At 75.2% G+C, this 22,597-nt stretch carries 14 protein-coding genes, 2 tRNA genes and 1 riboswitch; of the genes, 9 read left to right on the plus strand and 7 right to left on the minus strand.

The features are described 5' to 3' along the window. Positions 1-217: 217 nt before the first annotated feature. From JE024_RS18425 to JE024_RS18440, 4 genes are all read left to right on the plus strand, one after another. Positions 218-3,292 (plus strand): FG-GAP-like repeat-containing protein, encoded by a 3,075-nt coding sequence (locus JE024_RS18425; protein ID WP_205374635.1) that lies wholly within the window; start codon positions 218-220, stop codon positions 3,290-3,292. Between the two features lie 111 nt (positions 3,293-3,403). Beyond that, a tRNA-Lys gene (locus JE024_RS18430) sits at positions 3,404-3,476 on the plus strand. A 153-nt stretch (positions 3,477-3,629) separates the two neighbouring features. Beyond that, complete coding sequence (locus JE024_RS18435) at positions 3,630-4,082, plus strand: RrF2 family transcriptional regulator (protein WP_205374636.1); 453 nt, start codon at positions 3,630-3,632, stop codon at positions 4,080-4,082. Positions 4,083-4,157: 75 nt separating this feature from the next. Further along, on the plus strand, positions 4,158-5,384 hold the full coding sequence (locus JE024_RS18440; RefSeq protein WP_205374637.1) for a globin domain-containing protein: 1,227 nt from the start codon (positions 4,158-4,160) through the stop codon (positions 5,382-5,384). Positions 5,385-5,458: 74 nt separating this feature from the next. Here the strand turns inward: JE024_RS18440 and sigJ are convergent, their stop codons facing one another. After that, on the minus strand, positions 5,459-6,430 hold the full coding sequence (gene sigJ, locus JE024_RS18445) for an RNA polymerase sigma factor SigJ (protein WP_205374638.1): 972 nt from the start codon (positions 6,428-6,430) through the stop codon (positions 5,459-5,461). 219 nt (positions 6,431-6,649) lie between these two features. Here sigJ and JE024_RS18450 point away from each other — a divergent pair. The 4 genes from JE024_RS18450 to JE024_RS18465 all read left to right on the plus strand — a co-directional run bounded on the left by JE024_RS18450 (position 6,650) and on the right by JE024_RS18465 (position 10,816). Beyond that, a tRNA-Met gene (locus tag JE024_RS18450) sits at positions 6,650-6,723 on the plus strand. A gap of 206 nt (positions 6,724-6,929) precedes the next feature. Next, positions 6,930-8,093 carry a PP2C family protein-serine/threonine phosphatase gene (locus tag JE024_RS18455; protein ID WP_205374639.1) on the plus strand — a complete coding sequence of 388 codons (1,164 nt, stop codon included), beginning with the start codon at positions 6,930-6,932 and terminating at the stop codon, positions 8,091-8,093. A 343-nt stretch (positions 8,094-8,436) separates the two neighbouring features. Next, positions 8,437-8,593: riboswitch (cyclic di-AMP (ydaO/yuaA leader) on the plus strand. 11 nt (positions 8,594-8,604) lie between these two features. Continuing rightward, entirely contained in the window at positions 8,605-9,654 is a 1,050-nt protein-coding gene (locus JE024_RS18460) for a M23 family metallopeptidase (RefSeq protein ID WP_205374640.1), read from the plus strand. 217 nt (positions 9,655-9,871) lie between these two features. Further along, a complete protein-coding gene (locus JE024_RS18465; protein ID WP_205374641.1) occupies positions 9,872-10,816 on the plus strand; it encodes an aldo/keto reductase in 945 nt (314 codons plus the stop codon). A 123-nt stretch (positions 10,817-10,939) separates the two neighbouring features. Here JE024_RS18465 and JE024_RS18470 read toward each other — a convergent pair whose 3' ends face one another. The 4 genes from JE024_RS18470 to JE024_RS18485 form a co-directional block, all read right to left on the minus strand. Beyond that, complete coding sequence (locus tag JE024_RS18470; protein ID WP_244882950.1) at positions 10,940-12,289, minus strand: PrsW family intramembrane metalloprotease; 1,350 nt, start codon at positions 12,287-12,289, stop codon at positions 10,940-10,942. A gap of 74 nt (positions 12,290-12,363) precedes the next feature. Then, the gene (gene trmB / locus JE024_RS18475; protein WP_205374642.1) at positions 12,364-13,158 is read right to left on the minus strand and encodes a tRNA (guanosine(46)-N7)-methyltransferase TrmB; all 795 of its coding nucleotides are present in this window, start codon (positions 13,156-13,158) and stop codon (positions 12,364-12,366) included. Between the two features lie 61 nt (positions 13,159-13,219). Then, entirely contained in the window at positions 13,220-14,452 is a 1,233-nt protein-coding gene (lhgD, locus tag JE024_RS18480; protein ID WP_372449814.1) for an L-2-hydroxyglutarate dehydrogenase, read from the minus strand. Positions 14,453-14,520: 68 nt separating this feature from the next. After that, complete coding sequence (locus JE024_RS18485; protein WP_205374643.1) at positions 14,521-15,993, minus strand: NsdA family TPR-like regulatory protein; 1,473 nt, start codon at positions 15,991-15,993, stop codon at positions 14,521-14,523. Positions 15,994-16,665: 672 nt separating this feature from the next. On the opposite strand from JE024_RS18485, the gene JE024_RS18490 reads away from it, so the two are divergent. Next, positions 16,666-18,831 carry an asparagine synthase-related protein gene (locus JE024_RS18490; RefSeq protein ID WP_205376602.1) on the plus strand — a complete coding sequence of 722 codons (2,166 nt, stop codon included), beginning with the start codon at positions 16,666-16,668 and terminating at the stop codon, positions 18,829-18,831. A gap of 481 nt (positions 18,832-19,312) precedes the next feature. Here the strand turns inward: JE024_RS18490 and JE024_RS18495 are convergent, their stop codons facing one another. Both JE024_RS18495 and JE024_RS18500 read right to left on the minus strand, forming a co-directional pair. Continuing rightward, on the minus strand, positions 19,313-21,298 hold the full coding sequence (locus JE024_RS18495; protein ID WP_205374644.1) for a sigma-70 family RNA polymerase sigma factor: 1,986 nt from the start codon (positions 21,296-21,298) through the stop codon (positions 19,313-19,315). A 403-nt stretch (positions 21,299-21,701) separates the two neighbouring features. Further along, complete coding sequence (locus JE024_RS18500; protein WP_205374645.1) at positions 21,702-22,505, minus strand: TetR/AcrR family transcriptional regulator; 804 nt, start codon at positions 22,503-22,505, stop codon at positions 21,702-21,704. Positions 22,506-22,597 lie beyond the last annotated feature (92 nt).

Raw genomic sequence — 22,597 nt, forward strand, 5'->3', positions numbered from 1 at the left:
AACGCCTGAACGCCTGAACAGGGCCCGTACGACACCTCGGTGACGTACGGGCCCTGTGGCGTTGAACGGGTTCGAAACGGTCTTCTGCGCGGCTTCGGTCTGCTGTTAAGGTCTCTCCACTCGCATGGGGTGGGTGCGGCCGGGGGGCCTTCGTCGATGTGCGTTCTGCACAGGCACCGTGATTCCCCGTGCCTCATCGCATCCGGGGAGGAACCGAGTGCTTCGCAGCGCTCTCGTACGCCATTCCGTCGCCGCCGTCGCCGCAGCGACTCTGATCGCCGGCATCGGCCCGCTCACCTTCACCGCAGGGGCCGCCGAGAGCGGCGCCGTCTTTCCCGCCACCCCTGCGGCCCAGCCGCGGGACGTGGTGCCGCTCTCCGCGGGGCCGGCCGGCTATCTCCGCTACGAACAGGGGCGCGGCCAGTTCTGGTCCACCTGGGGCGGAGCCACCGAGCCGATCCGCAACAACACGGAGGGCCCGGAGGCCGACGGCACGTACGGCGCCGGCTCGGACATCGTCGCCGCGCTCCGCGACAGCGGATCCGACGGCAAGGAGGTCCGGCTCTTCGACGCCGCCAAGAGGTCCAACAGCTACCTCAGACTGCCCTCCGGGCACCGGTACATCGGCGCCTTCGGTTCCACCGTGCTCACCTCCACGGGGAACGGCACGACGGCGCCGGTGACATGGCATCTGCTCCGGCTGGTGAGCGGTTCCGTCCAGGACACCGTGGTCACCGGCTGGCCCGAGGGCGCCCAGCCGGCCGCCGGAGCGACGGCAGGTGACGCCAAGGGGCTGCTCGCCTCGTACACCCTGGCCGGAGTGGTCTCGCCGGTCTGGATCGACCTGGCGTCGGCCCGTGTGCGGCCGCTGCCCGTCGACAGTTCCCCGGGAACCGCGTCCATCGTGCACACACCGACCGAGATCGTGCGGTGGTCGACGGACGGCACGGTCCTGTTCCACACGAAGGGCGCGCCCGGCTCCTCCGGGCCGCTCACGCTCGACGCCTCCGCCGAACTCCCCTACCGGGAGGGCGACGAACTCCTGGGCCTGGTCGGCGAGCGGCTGATCGTCGCCCGGCGCACCGCGGACGGCGGATCCGCCTCGCACCGTCTTGTGTCCGTCCCCAGGACCGGCGGCGAGGAGGTGCCCCTCTTCGCCTCGGCACGGACCCGGGCGATGGCGGCCCCGGACGGAGGGCTGCTCGTGGTCGCCGGGACGGCACCGGACGCGCTGAGCCTGCAACGCCTCCGGGCCGACGGGCCCCAGGTGGCTGCCACCGTACTCACGGCCGTCGCCCCGCTGACCTCCGAACCGCAGACCCTCGGCTTCACCCACGGCCGTCTGGACTCGCTGGAGCGTATGCCGGACGAGCGGTACGCCTTCCGGACACGGTCGGTGTCCGTCACCGGTGAGCTGGAGGCGGGCGCCACGGCGGAACGGGGCACCCTCGGGATTCCCCTCGACGCCTGCGCGATGGACGTGTCGGACTGCCCGGAAGTCTTCAGCACCGGCGACGGACGCGTGGTCGTGCAGTCGCTGCCGACGTTCGACGAGGTGCCCGTGGTCGTGGAGGACGGTGCGTCCGCCGGGCGCCCCCTGACCGGTGAGTTCGACGGGTTCCACCTGACCGATGTCTCCGGACGGTATGCCGTGGGCATCGGATACCGGGAGGACGGCAGCCGGGTCTCGGCGGCCTCCGTCGATCTCGACACCGGTGAGCATCTCGCCGATTTCCCGGTCGGCTACGACCCGCAGGATCTGGACCTCCAGGGCGACACCCTCTGGGTCGCGGGGCCGGCGCTCGGCACGGTGGTCGGGTACGACGTGCGCACCGGGGCGGTCCGGCGCACCGTCGACCTGGGGAACGGGTGCCGTGCCGAGTTCATCCGGGTCACCGGTCACTGGCTGAGCTGGACCTGCGCCGGGTCCGACTACGCGGCGGGAGTCCGCGACCTCGACACCGGGAGGGACGTGTACCTGTCGGAGCCGGTCAGCGAACTCGGCGACGGCTACACCGTCTGGAACAGGGGCGACGACATCCGGATCACCGATCTGCGCGGGAGCGAACCGGTCCTCTCGGGTACGTACCGCCCGAGCGCGGACAACGACCGGACCGGCCCGTATGCCGTCGACACGGCCACGGGCCGGATCGCCTACCAGAAGAACCCCGCGGGGGACATCCAGGTGGCGGACATCGGCGTGACGGCCTCGCCGCTCGGCAGGATCGACGCGGACGTCCCCGCCACCGCCGGAGTGCGCAACGCGGCCTGGACACCCCGCTGGTGGCTGACCAAGCCCGCCGCCTCCTGGACTCTCGAACTGCGCCACAAGGCGACGGGCGCGGTCGTGCGCTCGCTGACGGGTGGTGAGGCGCGCGGGATCGTGCGGCCGTCCTGGGACGGCAGGGACGCGGCGGGCCGGCTCGTCTCCAACGGCGGGTACACCTGGACGCTGACGGCGAAGCCCGCCGACGGTCAGGGTGCGGACCTCGTCCTGACCGGGGGCGTCACGGTCACGGGTGCCTCGCCGGTGCGGCGCGATCTGGGGGACGACGGCTTCGGAGACCTGCTCGTGCAGGACAAGGCCGGGCTGGTCTCGCAGTACCGGGGCAACGGCACGGGCGGTGTGCTGGCGCGTCAGGCGGGCGGCACGTTCGCGACGGACGCGTACCCCGTCCCGTTCGGGGACGTCGACGGAGACCGGTGCAACGACGTGCTGGTGCGGCTCGGGAACGATCTGCGCGCCTACCGGCCGGGCTGCGGCAAGGTCCTCTCGCCCGCGTCGCCGTACACCGCGATCGGCTCGGGCTGGGCGCAGTACGACCAGTTGACGTCCCCCGGTGACGTGAACGGCGACGGCTTCCAGGACCTGGTGGCGCGTCATGCGGCCACGGGAGACATGTACTTCTACGCGGGATCCGCGTCGCACAAGCTCGCCGGGCGCGTGCGTATCGGCACCGACTGGAAGACGTACACGAAGATCTCCGGCGTGGGCGACCTGAACGGTGACGGACGCGGGGACCTCCTGGGGATCGACACGGCGGGTGCGCTGTGGCGGTACTACGGGACGGCGACCGGCGGGGTGACCGCGCGGGTGAAGCTCGCCACCGGCTGGGGCGGCTACACCTCGGTCGCCGGAGTCGGGGACATCAGCGGCGACGGGAAGCCCGAGCTCGTCGGGCGGACCGGTGACGGCCGGCTGTACCGGCACAGCGCCACCGGGAACGGGACGCTCGCGGCACGGGTGCAGATCGGGACGAGCGGCTGGCAGGCGTTCAAGGGCCTGTACTGACCTGCTCACCGCCGCGGCCCGGGCACCCGGGCCGCGGCGGGACAGGCCGGTGTGGGGATACCCGATCGGCTCGGGGGATCTCTTTGGCTATGCTCAGGGGTGTTGTGCCGAGGGCCGTTAGCTCAATTGGCAGAGCAGCGGACTTTTAATCCGTTGGTTGTGGGTTCGAGTCCCACACGGCCTACACGTTCAGCCCCTGTCCGGGACCACGGTCCCGGACAGGGGCTGTCGCCGTCTCCGGGAGGGCTCCGGCCCGCCGGACTCCTCCGGCGCGCCCGCGGTGTCCCGGAGGACCCCCAAATCGGAGTGTGAAATACGTGTTTGTTAGTGTCGCCGCATGCGGCTGACCAGGTTCACCGATCTCGCCCTTCGTGCCGTCATGCGGCTCGCCGTCGCCGAGGGGGACGCGCCGGCCTCGACCACCCGGGAGGTGGCCGAGGTGATGAACGTGCCCGCCGCGCACATGGCCAAGGTCGTGGCCCGGCTCCAGCATCTCGGGGTGGTGGAGGCGCGGCGTGGCCGGGGTGGCGGGCTGGCGCTGACCGGGCTCGGGCGGGGGGCCTCGCTCGGGTGGCTGGTGCGCGAGTTGGAGGGCGAGGGGGAGGTCGTGACCTGTGAGGGCGACGCCCCCTGCCCGCTGCGCGGGGCCTGCCGGCTGCGGCGGGCGCTGCGGGAGGCGCAGGACGCCTTCTACGCCTCGCTCGACCCGCTGACCGTGGGGGATCTGGTGGCGTCGCCGACGGGGCCGGTGCTCGTCGGGCTGGTCGGCCGGCGGCCCGGCGTGGACTGAGGCCGGACCGGCGGGTCCGGACGGTCCCGGCCCGCGTTCTAAAACCTGAAGATCATCTACCTATTAGGAGTCGTCGTGCTGTCCGAGCAGTCCGTGCCCGTCGTCCGGGCCACCCTTCCCGCCGTGGGCGCCGCGATCGGCGAGATCGCCGACCTCTTCTACACCAAGCTGTTCGCCGACCGGCCCGAGCTGCTGCGCGACCTGTTCAACCGCGGCAACCAGGCCAACGGGCAGCAGCGGCAGGCGCTGGCCGGCTCCATCGCCGCCTTCGCCGGGATGCTGCTGGAGCGCCCGGACGAGCGGCCCGACGCGATGCTCGCGCGGATCGCGGGCAAGCACGCCTCCCTCGGTATCACCTCCGAGCAGTACAAGCTCGTCCACCGCCACCTCTTCGCCGCCATCGCGGAGGTGCTCGGCGACGCCGTCACCCCCGAGGTGGCCGAGGCCTGGGACGAGGTGTACTGGCTGATGGCCGGCGCCCTGATCGCCCGTGAGAGCCGCCTCTACCAGGAGGCCGGCGTCGCGGACGGCGAGGTCTGGCAGCGGATGGAGATCGCCGCGCGGCGGCGGGAGACGGCCGACGTGGTCTCGTACGTGCTGCGCCGCGCCGACGGCCGCCCGGCGGGACCGTTCCGGCCCGGACAGTACGTCAGCGTCCAGGTGCGACTGCCCGACGGGGCACGGCAGATACGCCAGTACAGCCTGTCCGCCGCCCCCGGGTCCGATGCCTGGCGCATCAGCGTCAAGCGGCAGAGCGACGGGGCCGGGCCCGAGGGCGAGGTCTCGTCGTGGCTGCACGAGCACGCGCACCCCGGCGACCTGCTGACCGTCTCGCTCCCCTTCGGCGACCTGGTGCTGGACGAGGCCGGCGACGGCCCGCTGCTGCTGGCCTCCGCGGGGATCGGCGGGACCCCGATGCTCTCCGTGCTCGGCCATCTCACCGGCACCGGACGGGCCCGGCAGGTCCTCGTGGCGCACGCCGACCGCAGCCCCGCCGACCACGCCCACCGCGAGGAGCTGCGCGAGCTGGCCGGGGAGAATCCGCACGCCCGGCTGAGCCTCTGGTACGAGCGGGAGGCCGACGGCGCCGCCACGGGGCGGATGGACATCGGTTCCCTCGATCTGCCCGAGGACGTCACGGCGTACCTCTGCGGCCCGCTGCCGTTCATGAAGGCGGTCCGCGCGGACCTGCTGCGCCGGGGCGTCCCGGCGCAGCGGATCCACTACGAGGTCTTCGGGCCGGACCTCTGGCTCGGCCAGGACGCCCCGGCCGGCGGGCCCGTGCCGAGCCCCGCGCACTGACGGAGGCGCAGCGACGGACGGGCACGGGCGGAGGCGGGGAGCGCGGGGGTGGCGGCGGGCCCTGGACGGCGTGCTCAGGCGTCGAGGAACGTCAGATCCAGGGCCGCCAGGCGTTCCGGCCGCGTCACGCTGTCGATCGCGGCGATCCGCCCGTCCCTGACGGTGAAGGCCAGCACCCCGACCGGGACGCCCCCGACCGTCGTGACCAGCCCGGCGGCGCCGTTCACCAGTGCCGGACGCACGGTGCGCGACGGGTCGGCGAAGGAGGCGGCCCGCCGCGCCACGGTCTCGGCGCCGACCACCGACACGGGGTGCGGCGCCCCGCCGTCGGAGCGCGCCACGACGTCCGGGTCGAGGATGGCGACCAGCCCGTCGATGTCGCCGTCGCGTGCGGCGCTGAGGAAGGCCTCGACCACCCGGCGCTGCCGCCCGAGGTCGGGGTCGGGCACCGGCGCACCGCCCCGCACCCGCCGCCGGGCCCGGCTGGCGAGCTGACGGGCGGCGGCCGGGGTGCGGTCCACGAGGGGCGCGATCTCGTCGAAGGGCACGGCGAACATGTCGTGCAGCACGAAGGCGAGCCGTTCCGCGGGGGTGAGGGTCTCCAGGACGACGAGCAGGGCGAGGCCCACGGAGTCGGCGAGCAGCGCCTCGTGCTCGGGGTCCACGGTGTCCCCGGTGCCGGCGACCGGCTCGGGCAGATGCGGCGCCAGTGGCTGTTCCCGCCGTGAGACCCGGGTGCGGAGCATGTCCAGGCAGACCCGGCCGACCACGGTGGTCAGCCAGCCGCCCAGGTTCGCGACCCGGTCGCTGTCGGAGCGGCTGAGCCTGAGCCAGGCCTCCTGGACGGCGTCGTCCGCCTCGGAGAGGGAGCCGAGCATCCGGTAGGCGACGGCGCGAAGCTGCGGCCGGTGCTCCTCGAAGCGCTCCGCGAGGACGTCCGGCGCCGCCGCCGTGCCCGGCTCCCGCGCCCCGCCCGGCCCCGCCGCCGTGCCCGGCGCGGCTCCGGGTGCGTCCTCGGTGCCGGTCCCGTTCCCGGTCCTGTTCATCGTCCGTCCCGTCTCCTGGTGGGTGCCCGTCCACCACTCCGACGTTTCCGGTGCCGGGGATGTGACATCGGGCCGGAGCCGCCCAGGTGGGCGGGCCGGGGCCCGCCCGCGAGCGGGTGCGGACCGGGGCCCGCGAGGGGTTGCGGACCGGCCCTCGGAGGGGCGCGGGGAAAACTGGTCGGAAGGGCTCTCCGGATGGCGTAAGGTTGTGTTCACCGACGCGGGGTGGAGCAGCTCGGTAGCTCGCTGGGCTCATAACCCAGAGGTCGCAGGTTCAAATCCTGTCCCCGCTACTGAAGACGGTGGCCCGTCATTCGAGATCACATCGAATGACGGGCCACCGTCGTTTCCGGGCCCGGCACCAGGTCCGTGGCCTGCGTCTCCCGGCCTGCGGCTTCGCCCGGCGGGGCGGCGGCAAGTCGCCGCTTCGGCCGTCCGCCCGCAGCATGGAAGAGCACGGCACCGGTCGTGGCCGTGGGGCGGAAGCGGCGGGAGATCAATGGTGGGGCGAGAGCGGCGCAGCACCTTCCGGACTCCGTGGTACCTGCGCCTGCTCCCTGCCGTGATGCTCGTCGGCGGCGCCTTCTTCGACGCCCTCAGCCCTCCCCGCTTCACCGCCGTGCCGCTCTTCGCCGCGGCCCCGCTGGTGGCGGCGGCCCTCACCTCGTGGGTGGTGACCCTGCTCACCGGCATCGCCGCCGTCGTGGCCACCGCCGGGCTGCACGTCTACAACCAGGACGTCACCGAGATCACCTCCTTCACCGAGGTGACCACGGTGGCCACCGTCTCGGCCGTCGCGCTGCTGATCAACCGGGTCGTACGGCTGGGCAGCGAACGCCTGGCCTCGGCCCGGGTGATCGCCGAGGCGGCCCAGCGCGCCGTGCTGCCCGAACCGCAGGACCGGATCGCCGGGCTCCAGGTCGCCGCGCGGTACGAGGCCGCGCAGGCGGACGCGTTCATCGGCGGCGACCTCTTCGCCGTGCAGGACACCCCCTGGGGCGTCCGGCTGATCGTGGGGGACGTCCGGGGCAAGGGCATGGAGGCGGTCTCGGCGGTCGCCGTGCTGGTCGGGTCCTTCCGGGAGGCGGCCGAGCAGGAGAGCACGCTGGAGGCCGTGGCGCAGCGGCTGGAGCGGGCGCTGAAACGCGAGGGTGTGCGGCGGCCCGGGCTGGACGCCTTCGAGGGCTTCACCACGGCCGTGATCGGCGAGATCCCCGCTGTACGGGCGGGCGGCCCGCCCGGGGACGGGTACGCGGTACGGCTGGTGAACCGGGGCCACCCCGACCCGCTGCTGCTCCACGCGGACGGCTCGCTGGTGTCGCTCGCGCCGACCGAGCCGGCGCTGCCGCTCGGGATGGGGGACCTGGGGGGCGGGCCGGACCGGGCGGACGCGTACCCGCTGCCGGCCGGCTCCACCCTGCTGCTCTACACCGACGGCCTCTCCGAGGCGCGGGACGCGCACGGCGTCTTCTACGACCCGGGCGAGCGGCTGCGGGGGCGTGTCTTCCCCGGCCCGGAGGAACTGCTGGACGCCCTGGTGGACGATGTGCGGCGCTACTCCGGGGGCGGGCCCTCCGACGACATGGCGCTGATGGCGGTGGCCCGGCCCTCGGCGGGGCAGCCGGACCGGCGCCGTACGGTTCCGGTCGTCCCCGCCGACTGAGCCGTCGATCCAGCGGCCCGGCCGAGCGGTCGGCGCAGCGGCCCGACAGGCCGGGGCCTGGCACCCCGGCGGAAGGGCGCGGGCGCACGGTGGCGTGGGGCCGGTCGGTGGGCGGGCACCGTGCGTAGTCGGGGAATGCCACTGCGCATAACATCTGACACACCATCAGAACCCGTGGCCCGTCTGAAGGTCGATCAAGTCGCCCGATTCCGGCTGCTTCTGTCCCGATAAGTCCTGGCCACAGTCGTTAACGATCAGTCGGAACGGCTTGGAATCCAGCCCCGCCGTCTATTAACGTTCGATAACGCAACGCGGTCGTCCCAGCCGTCGCCAGTGGCGGCACCGTACGCGCGCGCCGAATTCCGCAAGGGAACCGGGGAACCACTCATTGGGGTGAATCGGGCATCATCTGCCGCTCTGTGCGCGGCCGATGGCACCCGTAGGAGACCTTCCTGCTCCGAACCCGTCAGCTAACCCGGTAGGCGAGAAGGAAGGAAAGGAGTACGCCTTCGTGGCGTCCAACATGCCTGCCCCCGAGGCCCCGTTCGCCCCTTCCTCTTTCGGCGGCGACGCCCCGGAACGGTCGTACGAGGAGTGGAATCCGACCGAGGAGACCATCCGGCCCGTGCGCGGGCGGCACCGCGTGGCCAAGCAGCGGGGCGGACTCGCCCGCAGCTCCACCGTTCTCGGAGTCGGCGTCATCGCGGCCGTCGGCGCGGGTGGCATGGCCACCGCGCAGGACAAGCCCGCGGTGTCGATATCCCTGCCCGACTCCATCACCGACCACCTTCCCGACGCCTCCTCCCTCCCGGGTGTGGGCTCGCTGATCTCCGACGACTCGGACGGCGACGGGACCGCGAACCACGCCCCGCTCACCGCGATGACCGCGGTCGCCGACAGCGGCGAGCGGGCCGGCGGCGAGCAGGCGGCCGGCGCGGGCGAGGCACTGCGCGCCCGGATCCTCCAGCAGGCCGAGCAGCAGCGGGCCGAGGCCGACGCCGAGGCCAAGGCCGCGGCGGAGAAGTCGGCCGCCGAACAGGCCGCCGCCCAGGCCGCGAAGCAGCAGTCGGCCGCCGAGAAGCAGGCCGCCGAGGAGAAGCGCAAGGCCGAGGAGGCCGCCCGGGCCAAGGCCGAGGCCGAGCGCCTGGCCGAGCTCGCCAGGAGCTGGTCCCTGCCCACCTCCTCGTACACCCTGACCTCCACCTACGGTGAGTCCGGCTCCATGTGGTCCTCCGGCCAGCACACCGGACTGGACTTCGCCGCGCCGACGGGTACCCCGGTCAAGGCCGTTCACACCGGCACCGTCACCTCGGCCGGCTGGTCCGGCTCGTACGGCTACCGGATCGTGCTGGAGCTCGAGGACGGCACCGAGGTCTGGTACGCCCACCTGTCGTCGATGACCGCGAGCGCCGGGCAGAAGGTCACCACCGGCGAGACCATCGGCCGCGTCGGCGCCACCGGCAACGTCACCGGGCCCCACCTGCACATGGAGGTCCACACCGCGGGCGGCTCCGGCATCGACCCGCTCGCCTGGCTGCGGGGCAAGGGCCTCACCGTCTGACCCCGGCCGCCCGCCGCACGGGCACACCTTCCGACGGACCCCGCCGGTCCCGGCGCTCACCCCCCGACGCCTGGGCCGGCGGACCCGTGTCCGGGCACCTGCCGCGGAGTCACCCCTGCCGGGCCGGGGTCCCGGCAGGGGCGGCGGAACGGGCCGGCGGGCCACGTCGGCGGAGCCGCCGCGGAATAGCGGAGCGGGATCATACGGTTGACCGCTCATGACCTCTCTACGCACCCTCGGCCGGTCCGGTCTCGACGTCTTCCCGCTCTCCCTCGGCGGCAACGTCTTCGGATGGACCGCCGACGAGACCCAGTCCTTCGCCGTCCTCGACGCGTACACCGCGGCGGGCGGCAACTTCGTCGACACGGCCGACACCTATTCCTCCTGGGTGCCGGGCAACGAGGGCGGCGAGTCCGAGACCGTCATCGGCAAGTGGCTCGCCGCGCGCGGCAACCGGGCCGATGTCGTCGTCGCGACCAAGGTCGGCGCGCACCCGCGGTTCAAGGGCCTGAGCGCCACCACGATCAAGGCCGCGGCGGAGGAGTCGCTGCGGCGCCTGGGCACCGATCACATCGATCTGTACTACTCCCACTTCGACGACCCGGCCGTGCCCGTCGAGGAGATCGTCGTCGCGCTCGACCAGTTGGTGAAGGACGGCAAGGTCCGCGCCCTCGGCGCGTCCAACCTGAGCGCCGAGCGCCTGCGGGCGTCCCTCGACTTCGCCGAGAGCGAGGGACTCACCCCCTACACCGTCCTCCAGCCGCACTACAACCTGCTCTCGCGGGACACCTACGAGGGCGCCCTCGCGGACGAGGCGCGGCGCGCCGGCCTGGCCGCCGTGCCCTACTACGCGCTGGCCTCCGGCTTCCTCACCGGCAAGTACCGTCCGGGCACCACCGTGGACAGCGCCCGGGCGGAGGGCGCCGGCAAGCACCTGGAGACCGAGCGGGGCCGCCTGGTCCTGGCCGCGCTCGACCGGATCTCCGAGGCCCGCGGGGCCGGGATCGCCACCGTCGCGCTCGCCTGGCTGGCCGCGCAGCCGACCGTCGTGGCGCCGATCGCCTCGGCGCGCACGGTCGGGCAGCTTCCCGCGCTGACCGCGGTGGCCGATCTGGAGCTCACCCCCGAGGAACTGGCCGAGCTGACGGCCGCGTCCGCGTAGCGCGAACCCCAGGCGGCCCCGGTGCCCCGGCGGGTCCGACCCGCCGGGGCGCTGCGGCGGGTCGCGGGGAGCCCGTCCGCCGGGGCGCTGCGGCCGGTCGGGGGGAGCCCGTCCGCCGTGCCGTCAGGGCGTGGCGCGGTACGGGTTGAAGACGTCGTAGTCGCGGTGCGGCGGCGGCACCGCGACCCGGCCCGTCGCCCGGGCCGCGTACGCCAGCGACGGGGCGGCCACCTCCCGGCGCACCCACAGGTGGTGCAGGAGTTCCCGCTCGCGCTCCACGAAGTCCGGGCCCGCCGTGCCGCGGTGGGCCCGGTGCCGGAGGAAGGCGAGCGAGGTCGCGTACGTCTCGTACTCGGAGACCGCGTGCGCCGCCGGGCGGCCCCAGGTGCGCCGGGCGAAGTCCCGGGCCAGCGTGCGGGCGCGCATCGACGACAGTGCCCGGGGCTCCGGATTCGTCAGCCAGCCGGCCACCGCGTACGCCGGGAGCTGGGCGGCTATCGTGCGCAGCTCCCGCTGGCGGGTCCAGATCGACCACCAGGTCAGCAGCCCGAACGCGGGCACCATGAACGCCGCGTACACCGCGTAGAAGCCCCACGGCCCGAACAGGGTGGTGGAGCCGTTCCACAGGGCGTGCATGCCCATGGCCAGCAGCAGGCCCAGCAGCGGGAGCAGCACCCGGCGTATCCGGCGGCGCCGCGGCCAGAGGGCGGCGATGCCGAAGCCGATGCCGGTGAGCACCGTGAAGAGCGGGTGGGCGAACGGCGACATCACGATGCGGACGAAGAAGGTCGCGGCGGTCACCGAGCCGAGGCCCGAGGTGCCGAACGCCTGGTCCTCGCCGAAGGCGTTGCCCAGGTAGAGGATGTTCTCGGTGAAGGCGAAGCCGGTGGCGGTGAAGCCGGCGACGACCACCCCGTCGACGATGCCGGTGAAGTCCCGTCTGCGGACCAGGAAGATCAGCAGGATCGCGACGGCCTTCGCGCTCTCCTCCACGACCGGGGCTATCACCGTGGCGCCGAGGGTGTCCGCCGACGCGGGGTCGGCGGTCGCGGTGGCGATCCAGCGCGTCGCGAAGGAGTTGGCGAGGATCGCGACGAGCGCGGCGGCGAACGCGCCCCAGCCGAAGGCGAACAGCAGGTTCCGCCAGGGGCCGGGCTCCACCCGGTCGAGCCAGCGGAAGGCGGCGAGCAGCAGCGGCACGGGCAGCGTCGCCAGCCCCAGGCCCACCAGGAAGCCCGGTGTGCCGGTCTGTTCGCGGACCAGCGCCAGGATCACCAGCGCGCACAGGGCGAGCAGCAGGCAGACCGCTCCCGCGCGGACCATCCTGCTGCGCCACAGCCGCGCGGCGTACGTGCGGCGGGCGCGGGCGGGCTCCGGCGGGGCGGGCGGCTCCCCGGGCCGCTCCGGGTCGCGCACCGGTATGGGGTGCGGCGGGCCGGTCGCCGCCGGCGGCTGCTGCGAGGGTTCGGACACCCGTCGACCCTAACGACCGCCACCGACACGGCGCGACGGTGCGCCCCGGCCCGGGGCGCGGGCCGGGCGGTGGCTCAGCTCTCCGCGGGCACCCGGCGGAACAGCAGGTCGTGCACGGTGTGCCCCTTGTCCAGGCCCTGCCCCTCGAAGCGGGTCAGCGGCCGGAAGGCGGGACGCGGCGCGTAGCCGCCGCCGTCGACGGTGTTCTCGAAGCCGGGGTGCGCCCCGAGCACGTCGAGCATCTGCTCCGCGTACGGCTCCCAGTCGGTCGCGCAGTGCAGGACCGCGCCGGGGGCCAGGCGGCCGGCGGCCAGGGTCAGGAACTCCGGCTGGATCAGCCGCCGCTTGTGGTGCCGCTTCTTGGGCCAGGGGTCGGGGAAGTAGACCCGCATGCCGTGCAGGGCGCCCGGCGCCAGCATCTCGCGCAGCAGGATGATGGCGTCGCCGTTGGCCACCCGGACGTTCTCCAGGCCGCCGCGCTCGGCGAGGCCGAGGAGGTTGCCCTGGCCGGGGGTGTGCACGTCGACGGCGAGGATGCCGGTGCCCGGGTCGTCGGCGGCCATCCGCGCGGTCGCCTCGCCCATGCCGAACCCGATCTCCAGGACGACCGGCAGCCCGCCGAACATCTCGTCGAGGTCGAGCACCCGGCGCCCGTCGATGTCGAGACCCCACACCGGCCACAGGCGCTGGAGGGCGTCCTCCTGGCCGGTGGTGACCCGGCTCCGCCGCGGCTGGAAGCTGCGGATCCGCCGCTCGTGGTGCGATCCGGCGGGGTCGGCGGCCGGGCCGCCCGGGAAGCGGGGCTCGCTCCGGTCGCGGATGATCGGCGGCCGGAGGGCGTCGGGGATGGTGTTTCGGGACTCAGACACAGTGCCTCGATTCTACGAGGCCGCGCCGGGTGACCCGGAGCACCGGCCGCGGGCGCCCTCCTCAGGGACGCGCGCCGGCCGTGATCTCCCCGGCCAGTGCGGCCAGCACCCGGCGGGCCACCTCCCGGCCGATCGGCAGGGAGGCCGTCGCGGCGGGGGAGGGCGCGTTCAGCACGTGCACCGTGCGCGGGGCCTCGCGGATCAGGAAGTCGTCGACGAGCGTCCCGTCCCGCAGGACCGCCTGCGCGCGCACACCCGCGGGCGCCGGGCGCAGGTCGTCCTCGGTGACCGCGGGGAGCAGCCGGCGCACGGCCTCGGTGAAGGCGCGCTTCGACAGCGAGCGGTGCAGCTCGCCCGCCCCGTACCGCCAGTGCCTGCGGGCGATCCGCCAGGAGCCGGGCCAGCGCAGGGTGGCGGCCAGTTCTGCGGGGTTCACCACCGACCAGCCGTAGCCCTCGCGGGCCAGGGCCGGGACCGCGTTCGGGCCGACGTGGACACCGCCGTCGACGCCCCGGGTCAGATGGACGCCGAGGAAGGGGAAGGCCGGGTCGGGCACCGGGTAGACCAGGCCGCGGACGAGGCCGGGCCTGGCCAGGTCGTAGTACTCGCCCCGGAAGGGGACGATCCGCATCTTCGGGTCGTCGCCCGCCAGCCGTGCCACCCGGTCGCAGTGGAGCCCGGCGCAGTTCACCAGGGCCCGTGCCCGCACCACGGTGCCGGACGCCGTACGCACGGCCACACCCCACGGGCGGCGGTCGATGGCCTCGGCCTCCTCGCCGTAGCGCACGTCGGCGCCCGCGGCCCGGCCGAGCTGGGCGGCCACCGCCCGGTAGTCGCAGATCCCGGTCGTCCCGACGTGGATCGCGGCGAGCCCGCGCACCTCGGGCTCGTACTCGCCGATCTGCGCCGGACCGAGCTCGCGCACCGGGATGCCGTTCTCGCGGCCCCGCTGGACGAGTGCGTGCAGCCGCGGCAGCTCGTCGCGGCCGGTCGCCACGATGAGCTTGCCGGTGACCTGGTGGTCGATGCCGTACTCGGCGCAGAACTTCACCATCTCCGCCGCGCCGCGGACCGCGAACCGGGCCTTGAGCGAGCCGGGGCGGTAGTAGATCCCGCTGTGGATCACCCCGCTGTTGCGGCCGGTCTGGTGGCGGGCGGGGCCCGCCTCCTTCTCCAGCACGGTCACCCGCGTCCCGGGCGCCGCGCCGTTGAGCGCGTACGCCGTGGACAGACCGACGATCCCGCCGCCGATCACCAGCACGTCGCAGTCGAAGCCCCGCACGGATGCCGTCACCGCGTCACCTCCCACCCCGATAGTGCACTGGCCCGCGGACCGCGCCCTCAAACCAGGTGCGCACCGGCTCATGCCGGAGCGGCGAGAAGCGGACGTGCCCGCTCCCGCAGCTCCATCACCCGCGGCTCGTCGCCGTACGGCTCCAGACGGTGCAGAAGATCGCGCACGTACTCGGTGGTACGCGCCGAGGAGATCCGCCCCGCGACCTCGACCGCGCGAGTGCCGGCGGCGCACGCCGCGTCCAGGTTGCCCGACTCCAGCTCGGCCACCGCGCTGACGATCAGCCGCAGGCCGTGGGACCGGACGAACTCCTCCGTCGGCCGCGACAGCGCCTGCTCGGTGAAGCGGCGCACCTGCCGGGGGGCCTTGAGGTCGCGGTAGCACTCGGCGGCGTCGGCGGCGAAGCGGTCGTACGAGTAGAAGCCGAGCCACGACGGGTCCGCGTCGCCCTCGCGGGAACGCTCCAGCCAGCCCTCCGCGGCCTTCAGCGCCTGCCCGGCGGCCGCCGCGTCGCCCGCCTTGGCGTGGGCGCGGGCCTCCACCAGCCGGAAGAAGCTCATGGTGCGGGCGGTGGCGAGACCGCGGTTGCGCTCCAGCGCCGCCTGGGCGAGATCCACGCCCTCGTCGGCGAAGCCCCGGTACGTCGCCTGGAGCGACATCGAGGCGAGCACGTATCCGCCCAGCGGGACGTCGGCGGCGGCGCGCGCCAGGCGCAGCGCCTGGATGTAGTAGCGCTGGGCGGCCTCCTGCTGGCCGGTGTCGAACGCCATCCACCCGGCCAGCCTGGTCAGTTCGGCCGTCGCGCCGAACAGCGCGCGCCCCACCTCGTCCGAGTAGGAGCCGAGCAGCAGCGGCGCGGCGTCCACCCGCAGGCACTCGGGCACCATCGACGAACGCCAGTCGCCGCCCCCGTACTTGGAGTCCCAGCGGCGGGCGTCCTCGGCGGCCTCGCGCAGTTTGGCGACATCGCTGTGGCCGACCCGCACCGCGGCGTCGTCACCCGGCGCCTCGGGCGCGGACCCGGCGGCACGGTCGGCCGGAGCCGCTCCCGGGGGAGCGGCGACCAGCCGGGCGACCGTCGGGTCCGCCGGGGTTATCAGCCAGCGGGACGCGGGCGTCGCGTACGCGCTCACCGCGAACGAGCCCGCCAGCGACTGCCATATACCGCCACCGCCCGCGCGTCGCCCCGCGAGATCCAGGCGGTACAGGTCGGTGGCCGATTTCACCGCCTCGCCGACGTCGCGCGGGAAGGCGAGACCGACCTCGGGCGCCGGGTCCGCGTCGGCCAGACCGATCTCGTGGAGAGGCACCGGCCGGCCCAGCTTGGCGCCGATCGCGGCGGCGATGAGATGGGGTGCGGCGCCCTGCGGCACCATGCCCTTGGACACCCACCGGGCCACCGACGTCTTGTCGTAGCGGAGGGTCAGACCGCGCTGCGCCCCGAGATCGTTCACCCGGCGGGCGAGCCCGGCGTTGCTGATTCCCGCGAGGGCGAGAACGGTGCCGAGCTTTTCGTTCGGCCCGCGTTGCTCCCTGGACATGCGCCACCCCTCGACACACAGACGGCTGCCGTGTCACACAGGGCGCACGGCATTCGTGCTGTGTCCTCCCGGTTCGCACACCCCCCGTCCCGGCCGGTCCCGGCTGCAAAAGCATGTGGCCGGACCACCCGGAATATGCGCGCCCGCAGAGGACAGCAGTAAACACAGCGTAGTTCGCCACATCCCGACCGTTAAGAGGCGGCGTTCCCTATGGCGGGATTGTGGTGCGGCGCCGCGGGCCCCGAGCCGCGGCCGTGCTCCCGCCGTGTGGCCGTGCGCCTGTCCGTGCGCTCTGGCCGGGCGATGGCCGGGAGCGCTTCCATGGGTGCTGCGTGGGTCGGCCCGCTGCGTACTGGAACCAGTGGGCTGGGGGACACTGCCGCCTCATTTCCCCGCGGGCGGCGGACCGGTCCGGGAGGCGAACTGCGCCTCCCGGGCTGGGTGTTGACCTTCACCGGCCGTTCAAGAATGGCCGAATGCCGACTGTCCCGCACGGCCGTCGGACGGCGTGCCGGGCGGTCCGCGGAGCCTCCCGGCGACCGGGCGGCACCGGGAAACGGCCACTGCCGGTGGCACGTTCACTTTTTGCGGGCGCTACCGAGGCCCGGTCCCGCACGCCTGCTTCGTGGCAGCATGTTCCCGAACGGCTTCGGGAATGCGGTGGAGGCGGGGATGCGGTGGCTGGTGGGGTGGAGCAGTATCGCCGCGCACTTCGGCTCTGCCGGGGCCGTGTCCGGCCTTCCGGATCCCGACGGCGAGAGCCTCACCGTCCACCCCGTGGGCGCCCAGCTCCTGTGGGGTGACCCGGATCCGCTGTGGGCGGTCGGCGACTGGCGCCCCGACGAGGTGCGCGTGGTCACCGCCGAACCGGCCGGCCGGCCCGTCCCCGGCGGTGGCGCGAATCCTCCCGCGGTCGCCCGCCTCGCCGTCCTCGGCTGCTGCGCCGCCAGCGACGAGCAGCTCCGCCTCGGCCTGTTCGCGGCGCGCGGCGGCGCACTGCGGCATCTGACCGCGTGGGCGGGCAGCTACACCGTCGTCGTCCAGGTCGGCCGCCGGATCACCGTGGTCGGCGATCTCGCGGGCGCCCGGCCGGTGTTCTACACCCCCTGGGCCCAGGGCACCGCCTACGCGACGGCCGCGCTGCCGCTCGCCGACCTGATCGAGGCCCAGCTCGACATCGGGCACCTCGCGGCGCTGCTCGCCTGCCCGGAGACGCCGGAGGCGCTGCGGGACTCCACCCCCTACGCCGGGGTCAAGCGCATCCCGCCCGGCCACGCGCTGATCCTGCGGGAGGGCTCGCGGGAGATCACCGGGTACGAGCAGGTGGCCTCCCTCGCCGTGGCCGGGCCGCAGATCGACCCGGCCCAGGCCGTCGACGGCGTGCGCGACGCCCTCGTCGACGCCGTGCGCGCCCGGCTGACCGCCCCGCGGCACGCGCCCGAGACCCTGCCGCCCGACCCGGGGCCCGTCCCGGGCATGGGGCCGGCCGAACGCCGGGCCGCCCGCGGCGCGCCCGCCCCCGGTATCGGCGCCGACCTCTCCGGCGGCAGCGCGTCCAGCACCCTGGCGCTGCTCGCCGCCGGCCTGCCCGGCGTGCCGGGCACCGTCCTCGGGCACGGCACGGGCGCCGGGGAGCGCCTGGTCGCCGTCACCTTCAACGACCTCGCCACCGCCGGGCGGGAGACCCGCGAACCGGAGCTGGAACGCGCCCGGGTGATCGCCGCCAACCCCCGGCTGCACCATGTGGTGGTCGCCGCGGGGGAGGAGGCCCTCCCGTACGCGGGCCTCGACACCGGGCCGCTGACCGACGAACCGGCGCCGTCCCTGGTCACCGCCGAGCGGCACCGCGCCCGGCTCGCGGCGGGCAGCGCCGACCACTTCACCGGCGCGGGTGCCCGGCAGGTCCTGGACGCCCACCCGGCGCGGCTCGCCGACCTGCTGATGGACCGGGGCCGGCGCCATCTGCTGCGGCCGGTGAGCGCGCTCGCCCGGGCGGACGGGACGTCACCGCAGTCGCTGTTCGTGCCGGTCACCGTGTACCGGGCGGCGCGGCGCCTCGCCCGCACCCCGTACCGCAACGGCCTGGAGGACGCCGCCGAACGGCTGCTGACCGCGAACCGCACGGGCGTCATCGGTCTGAACGGCGCGGTGGGCGCCTCGCTCGCCGCCCTCACCTGGGCGCGCCCGGGGCCGGCGGCACGCTGGCTGACCGGGGAGGCGCTGGCCGAAGTATCGGTTCGGCTGACGGAGGCGGCGCACCGGCCGGCCACCGTGCTGCGCCCCGGCGAGGCCCGCGCGCGTGCCGCGCTCGCCCGGTACGCGGCGGACCAGCGGATCCTGGAGCAGGCGGCCGAGATCCGCAGCCAGCGCATCCACGCCCCGTTCCTCGACAACCAGGTCGTCCGGGCGAGCCGGGCGCTGCCCCAGTCGCTGCGGGTGCAGCCGGGCGCGCGGGCGGATGTGCTGCGGACCGTGCTCGCGGGGGCCGGGATCCATGAACTCCCGCCGGGCTGGGGCGCCCGGACCCATGCCTCCCAGACGACGGCGGCCACGGCGCGCACCGGGCTGCGGGTGGCCCTCGACCATCTGATGGCCCTCTTCGACGCGCCGCTGCTGGCCGACGCCGGCCTGGTGGAGGCGCGTGTCGTGCGCAAGGCGCTGCGGGCGGCCTCGGAGGGCGAGCCGGTCCCGCTGGACGGGCTCGCCGACCTCGTCTCCACGGAACTGTGGCTGCGCAGGCTGCTGTCGCGCCGCGGCACCTGCTGGACGGGCACGGCCGCGCCCCGCCGCCGCGCGGTGGCCGGCGGCGTCCCGAAGCGCCCCACCCTCCAGGCCTGAGCCCTCGCGGGGGCGCACACGGGGAGGACGGGGGCGGGCGGGGTGCGCGTCCCGCTGTGGGGGCCGGGGTTCGCGGGGGCGGTCGCTTCGGGAGCCGGTTCTTGGCGTGCCGGTGTCCGTCCGTCGGGGGCTGGGGTTCACGGGGTCGGCCGCTCAGGGGCCGGTTCTCGGTGCGCCGGTGTCCTTCCCTCGCGCGGGGCTGGGTTCGCGGGGGCGGTCGCTTCGGGCGGCGGTTCTCGGTGTGCCGGTGTTCTTCCGTTGTCGGGGGGCTGGGGTTCGCGGGGGCGGTCGCTTCGGGCGGCGGCTCTCGGCGCACCGGCGCCCGCCCGTCTGCGGAGAGGCCGGGGGTGTCGCGGGGCCCGGTGGTGGCGGACGGCCCGATGGCGGGCCGGCCGCTGCGGGCGGCGCCGTGCCCGCGCGGGGCGGGTGAGCGGGCGGGTCCGGGCCGCGGGCCGGTCGGCGCCCCCGTCCCGGGCGGTCCTCAGCGGCAGGTGATCGCCGACTGGGCCCAGTCGGCGAGGGCCGCCGTCCCCGCGAGGTCTTCCGGCTCCACGACCAGGCGCAACGTGCTGCGGCCGTCGAGCGGCACCCGGACCGGCACGGCCGCGTCCCCCCGGGCGATCGCGGCGGACCGCCACAGGCGCTCCCCGTCCGCGAAGACGGAGAACCGCACCGACCGGCGGCCGGGTGTCAGGTCGTCCACCCCGACGAGCGCCTCGTAGCGGGTGCACTCCCGGTTGAGGTCGATGGTGACGGACGAGCGGCCGTGCACGGTGATGCCCTGTGCGTAGCGGGTGCCGCCGATGGCGAGGTTCTGGCGCTGCCAGACCCAGCCGCTCTCGCCGAGCCGCACCTCGGGGCCCGTCCCGTCGCCGAGGAACGAGTAGGCGAGCCGGCCGACCTCGTAGACCTCCTGCGCCGGGGGCGGTGGAGGCGGGGGCGTCGGGGTCGGGGTGGGTGTCGGGGTGGGCGTGGGTGACGGGGACGGGGGCGGTGTGGGCTTCGGCGCGGGGGCGGGCGGCTCGGGCGCCGGGGTGGGTGTGGGCGCGGGCTTCGGCGCGGGGGCCGGTTCCGGGCCCGGCGGGGGCGCGGGAGCGGGCGGGGCGGGAGGCTCGGACGCCGGCGGCGGGGCCGGTTCGTCGGGGGCCACGGGCATGGCGGCCGGGGGCCGGGCCTGCGGAGCCGGCTCGGGGGCCGGGTCGCCGGTGAGCGCCCACACCAGCCCCGCTGCCGCCGCCAGGCCGACGGCCGCCGCGACCCCGGCCTTCAGCGGCGCCCCGACGCCTTCCGCAGCCGCACCGCCGGCCGCGCCGGAGGACGCGCTCCCCGACGCACCCGCTCCCGATGCCCCCGCTCCCGTGGCGGCCGCGGCGGCGCCCGCGCCGGCGGCGCCCACGGCACCGCCCGCGACGACGCCCGCGGCCTTGAGCGCGTACCCGGCGGCGAACCAGCCGATGACGGCGACGGGCAGCAGCGCGGGGATGCCCGCGTTCACATGGGCGAGTTCACCGGCGGCGAGGCGGCACTTGGCGCACTCGTCGAGGTGCTTGCGCAGCCCGCGCTCCGCTCGCATCCGCAGCCCGCCGCGCGCGTAGGCGCCCAGCCGGTCGGCGTAACGGGCGCAGTCGCCGCCCGCCGTGAGCGCGGTGCTCACATGCGCCTGGAGGTACGCCTGCTTGAGTCCTTCGCGCGCCCGGCTGGCGAGGACCGCCGTGGCGTTGGCGGTCAGCCCGAAGAGCGGGGCCACCTCGCTGGGCGACTCCTCCTCCACCGTCGTGTGCCACAGCACGGCCTGCCAGCGCTCCGGCAGGGAGCGGAAGGCCTGCATCGCGAGCGACTGCTCCGCCTCGTGCATCGCCCGTACGTCCGCCCCGAGGTCCAGGGTGTCGTCGGTGGCGGCGTCGCTGCTGCGGGCGGCCTCCGCGGCGAACACCGCGAAGTCCTCGACGAGTTGCTCGCGCCGGGCCGTCTTCGCCCAGGAGGCGGCGACCCGGCGGACGGTGGTGAGCAGGTAGGCGCGCACCGCCTGCTCCGGTCCGGCGCCGCCGCGTACCGCCTGGAGCGTCCTGGCGAAGACCTCTGCGGTGAGGTCGTCCGCCGTGTGGGCGTCGCGGCAGCAGGTGCGGGCGTACTTGCGGACGGGCTCCGAGTGGCGGCGGAACAGCTCCTCGTAGGCGCTGTCGTCGCCGTGCCGCATGTGCTGGATCAAATCGGCGTCGGACGGGGGCAGTTCCCGTGGCGGCGGCAGCAGCGAACCGGACCCGCTGCCGCCCTCCCGCTGCTGGGGCACGGCGTGGGACTCGGCTCCGGGGGCCGGCGGCGGTGCGTCGGGGCCGGCCGGCCCCGGGCGCCGCGCTCCGGGCGGGCCGCCCCGCCCGCCCTGGCTCGGCACCTGCTCCCGCGGCCCTCCCGCCGCGTCGGGGACGCCCGCGCCCCCGAGTGACCCGTCCCGCCCGTCACCGCTCATCGCGGAAGCCCCCGTCAGCACTTCTGACCCGATTACCGGGCCAGCGTGCCACAGCGCGGCGGCGCGCCGAACCCCCCTGCACGGCAACCACTCGTCCGGGGAGACTTCCGGGAAACGGGTCGCGCCACGTCACCCGACAGGGCACAGTTCGACCGCCCGTACGGGCAACACCGGTTGACGCCGCGGGAGTCCGTCCGCAGCCGCCGCCCGCGCCGCGCCGGGCCGCGCACGCCGCCACCGCCACGGCCCGCGCACGCCGCCACCGCCACGGCCCGCGCACCCGCCCGTGCTCCGGTCGGCGCGCCCGGGGAGCCGGCATCGGCCGCCCCCGCACGGCGAGGCGGTGCGCCGGACGCCGCGCGCCCGCCCTGCGGACGGACGCCGCCGTGTCGTCGCACGGGCCCTAGGCCGTACGCGGGCGCAGGCCCTCCAGCAGGATGTCCAGCAGCCGGGAGGACGCCGCCTCCTGCTGCGCCGGGTCGGGCAGCGACGGCGCGGCCGTGGCTATCACCAGCAGCACATCGGCCACCGTCACGTCACCGCGCAGCTCGCCCGCCGCCCGTGCCCGGGCGACCAGCCGCCCCACCACGTCCAGCAGCTCCGCGACACCGGTGTCGTCGTCCTGCTCCTCGGCCGGCGCCGGACGCGGCGCGACCACTCGCAGTCCACCCGTGCCGAAGGCCCGTTGCTGCGGGACCCGCAGCTCCTCCCGGGCCTCCTCGGCCGGCTCCTCGGCGGCCCGCACCGGGACCTCCACCGGCTCCTCGCCCTCCACGCCGACCCGCAGCACCTGCGGCGGCAGCAGCCGCCCGGCGCCCGACGCCACGGACGTGCGCAGGAAGCGGGAGAGCGCCGACCACGGCTCCTCCTCCTGACCCAGCGCCGTGCGCGCCTGCTCGGTGAGCCGGGCGGTCTCCTCCGCGGCTATCCGGCGGACCAGCACGTCCTTGCTCGGGAAGCGGCGGTACACCGTCCCGACACCGACGCGGGCGCGGCGTGCCACGTCCTCCATCGGAGCGCCGTATCCCAGCTCGCCGAACACCTCGCGCGCGGCGCGCAGGACGTGCTCCAGATTGCGCTGGGCGTCCACCCGCAGCGGTGCGGGGCGGCTGGTCCCGCCCTGTCCCGCCGCCGGTGCGTGTCCATTGCTGTCGGCGGCCGGCGCCGGCGCGACAGCGGTCTGCCAATGCGAATCCTGAATGTGCATAAGCGTTCCCCCGGTCATGTCGTCTCCCCCCGGAGACATCCCCGCCCTGGTCCGTCGGGCATGCCGCAACCGGCACCCCGACCGGCTAAGAA

The sequence above is a fragment of the Streptomyces zhihengii genome (genome assembly GCF_016919245.1).
Taxonomy (GTDB): domain Bacteria; phylum Actinomycetota; class Actinomycetes; order Streptomycetales; family Streptomycetaceae; genus Streptomyces; species Streptomyces zhihengii.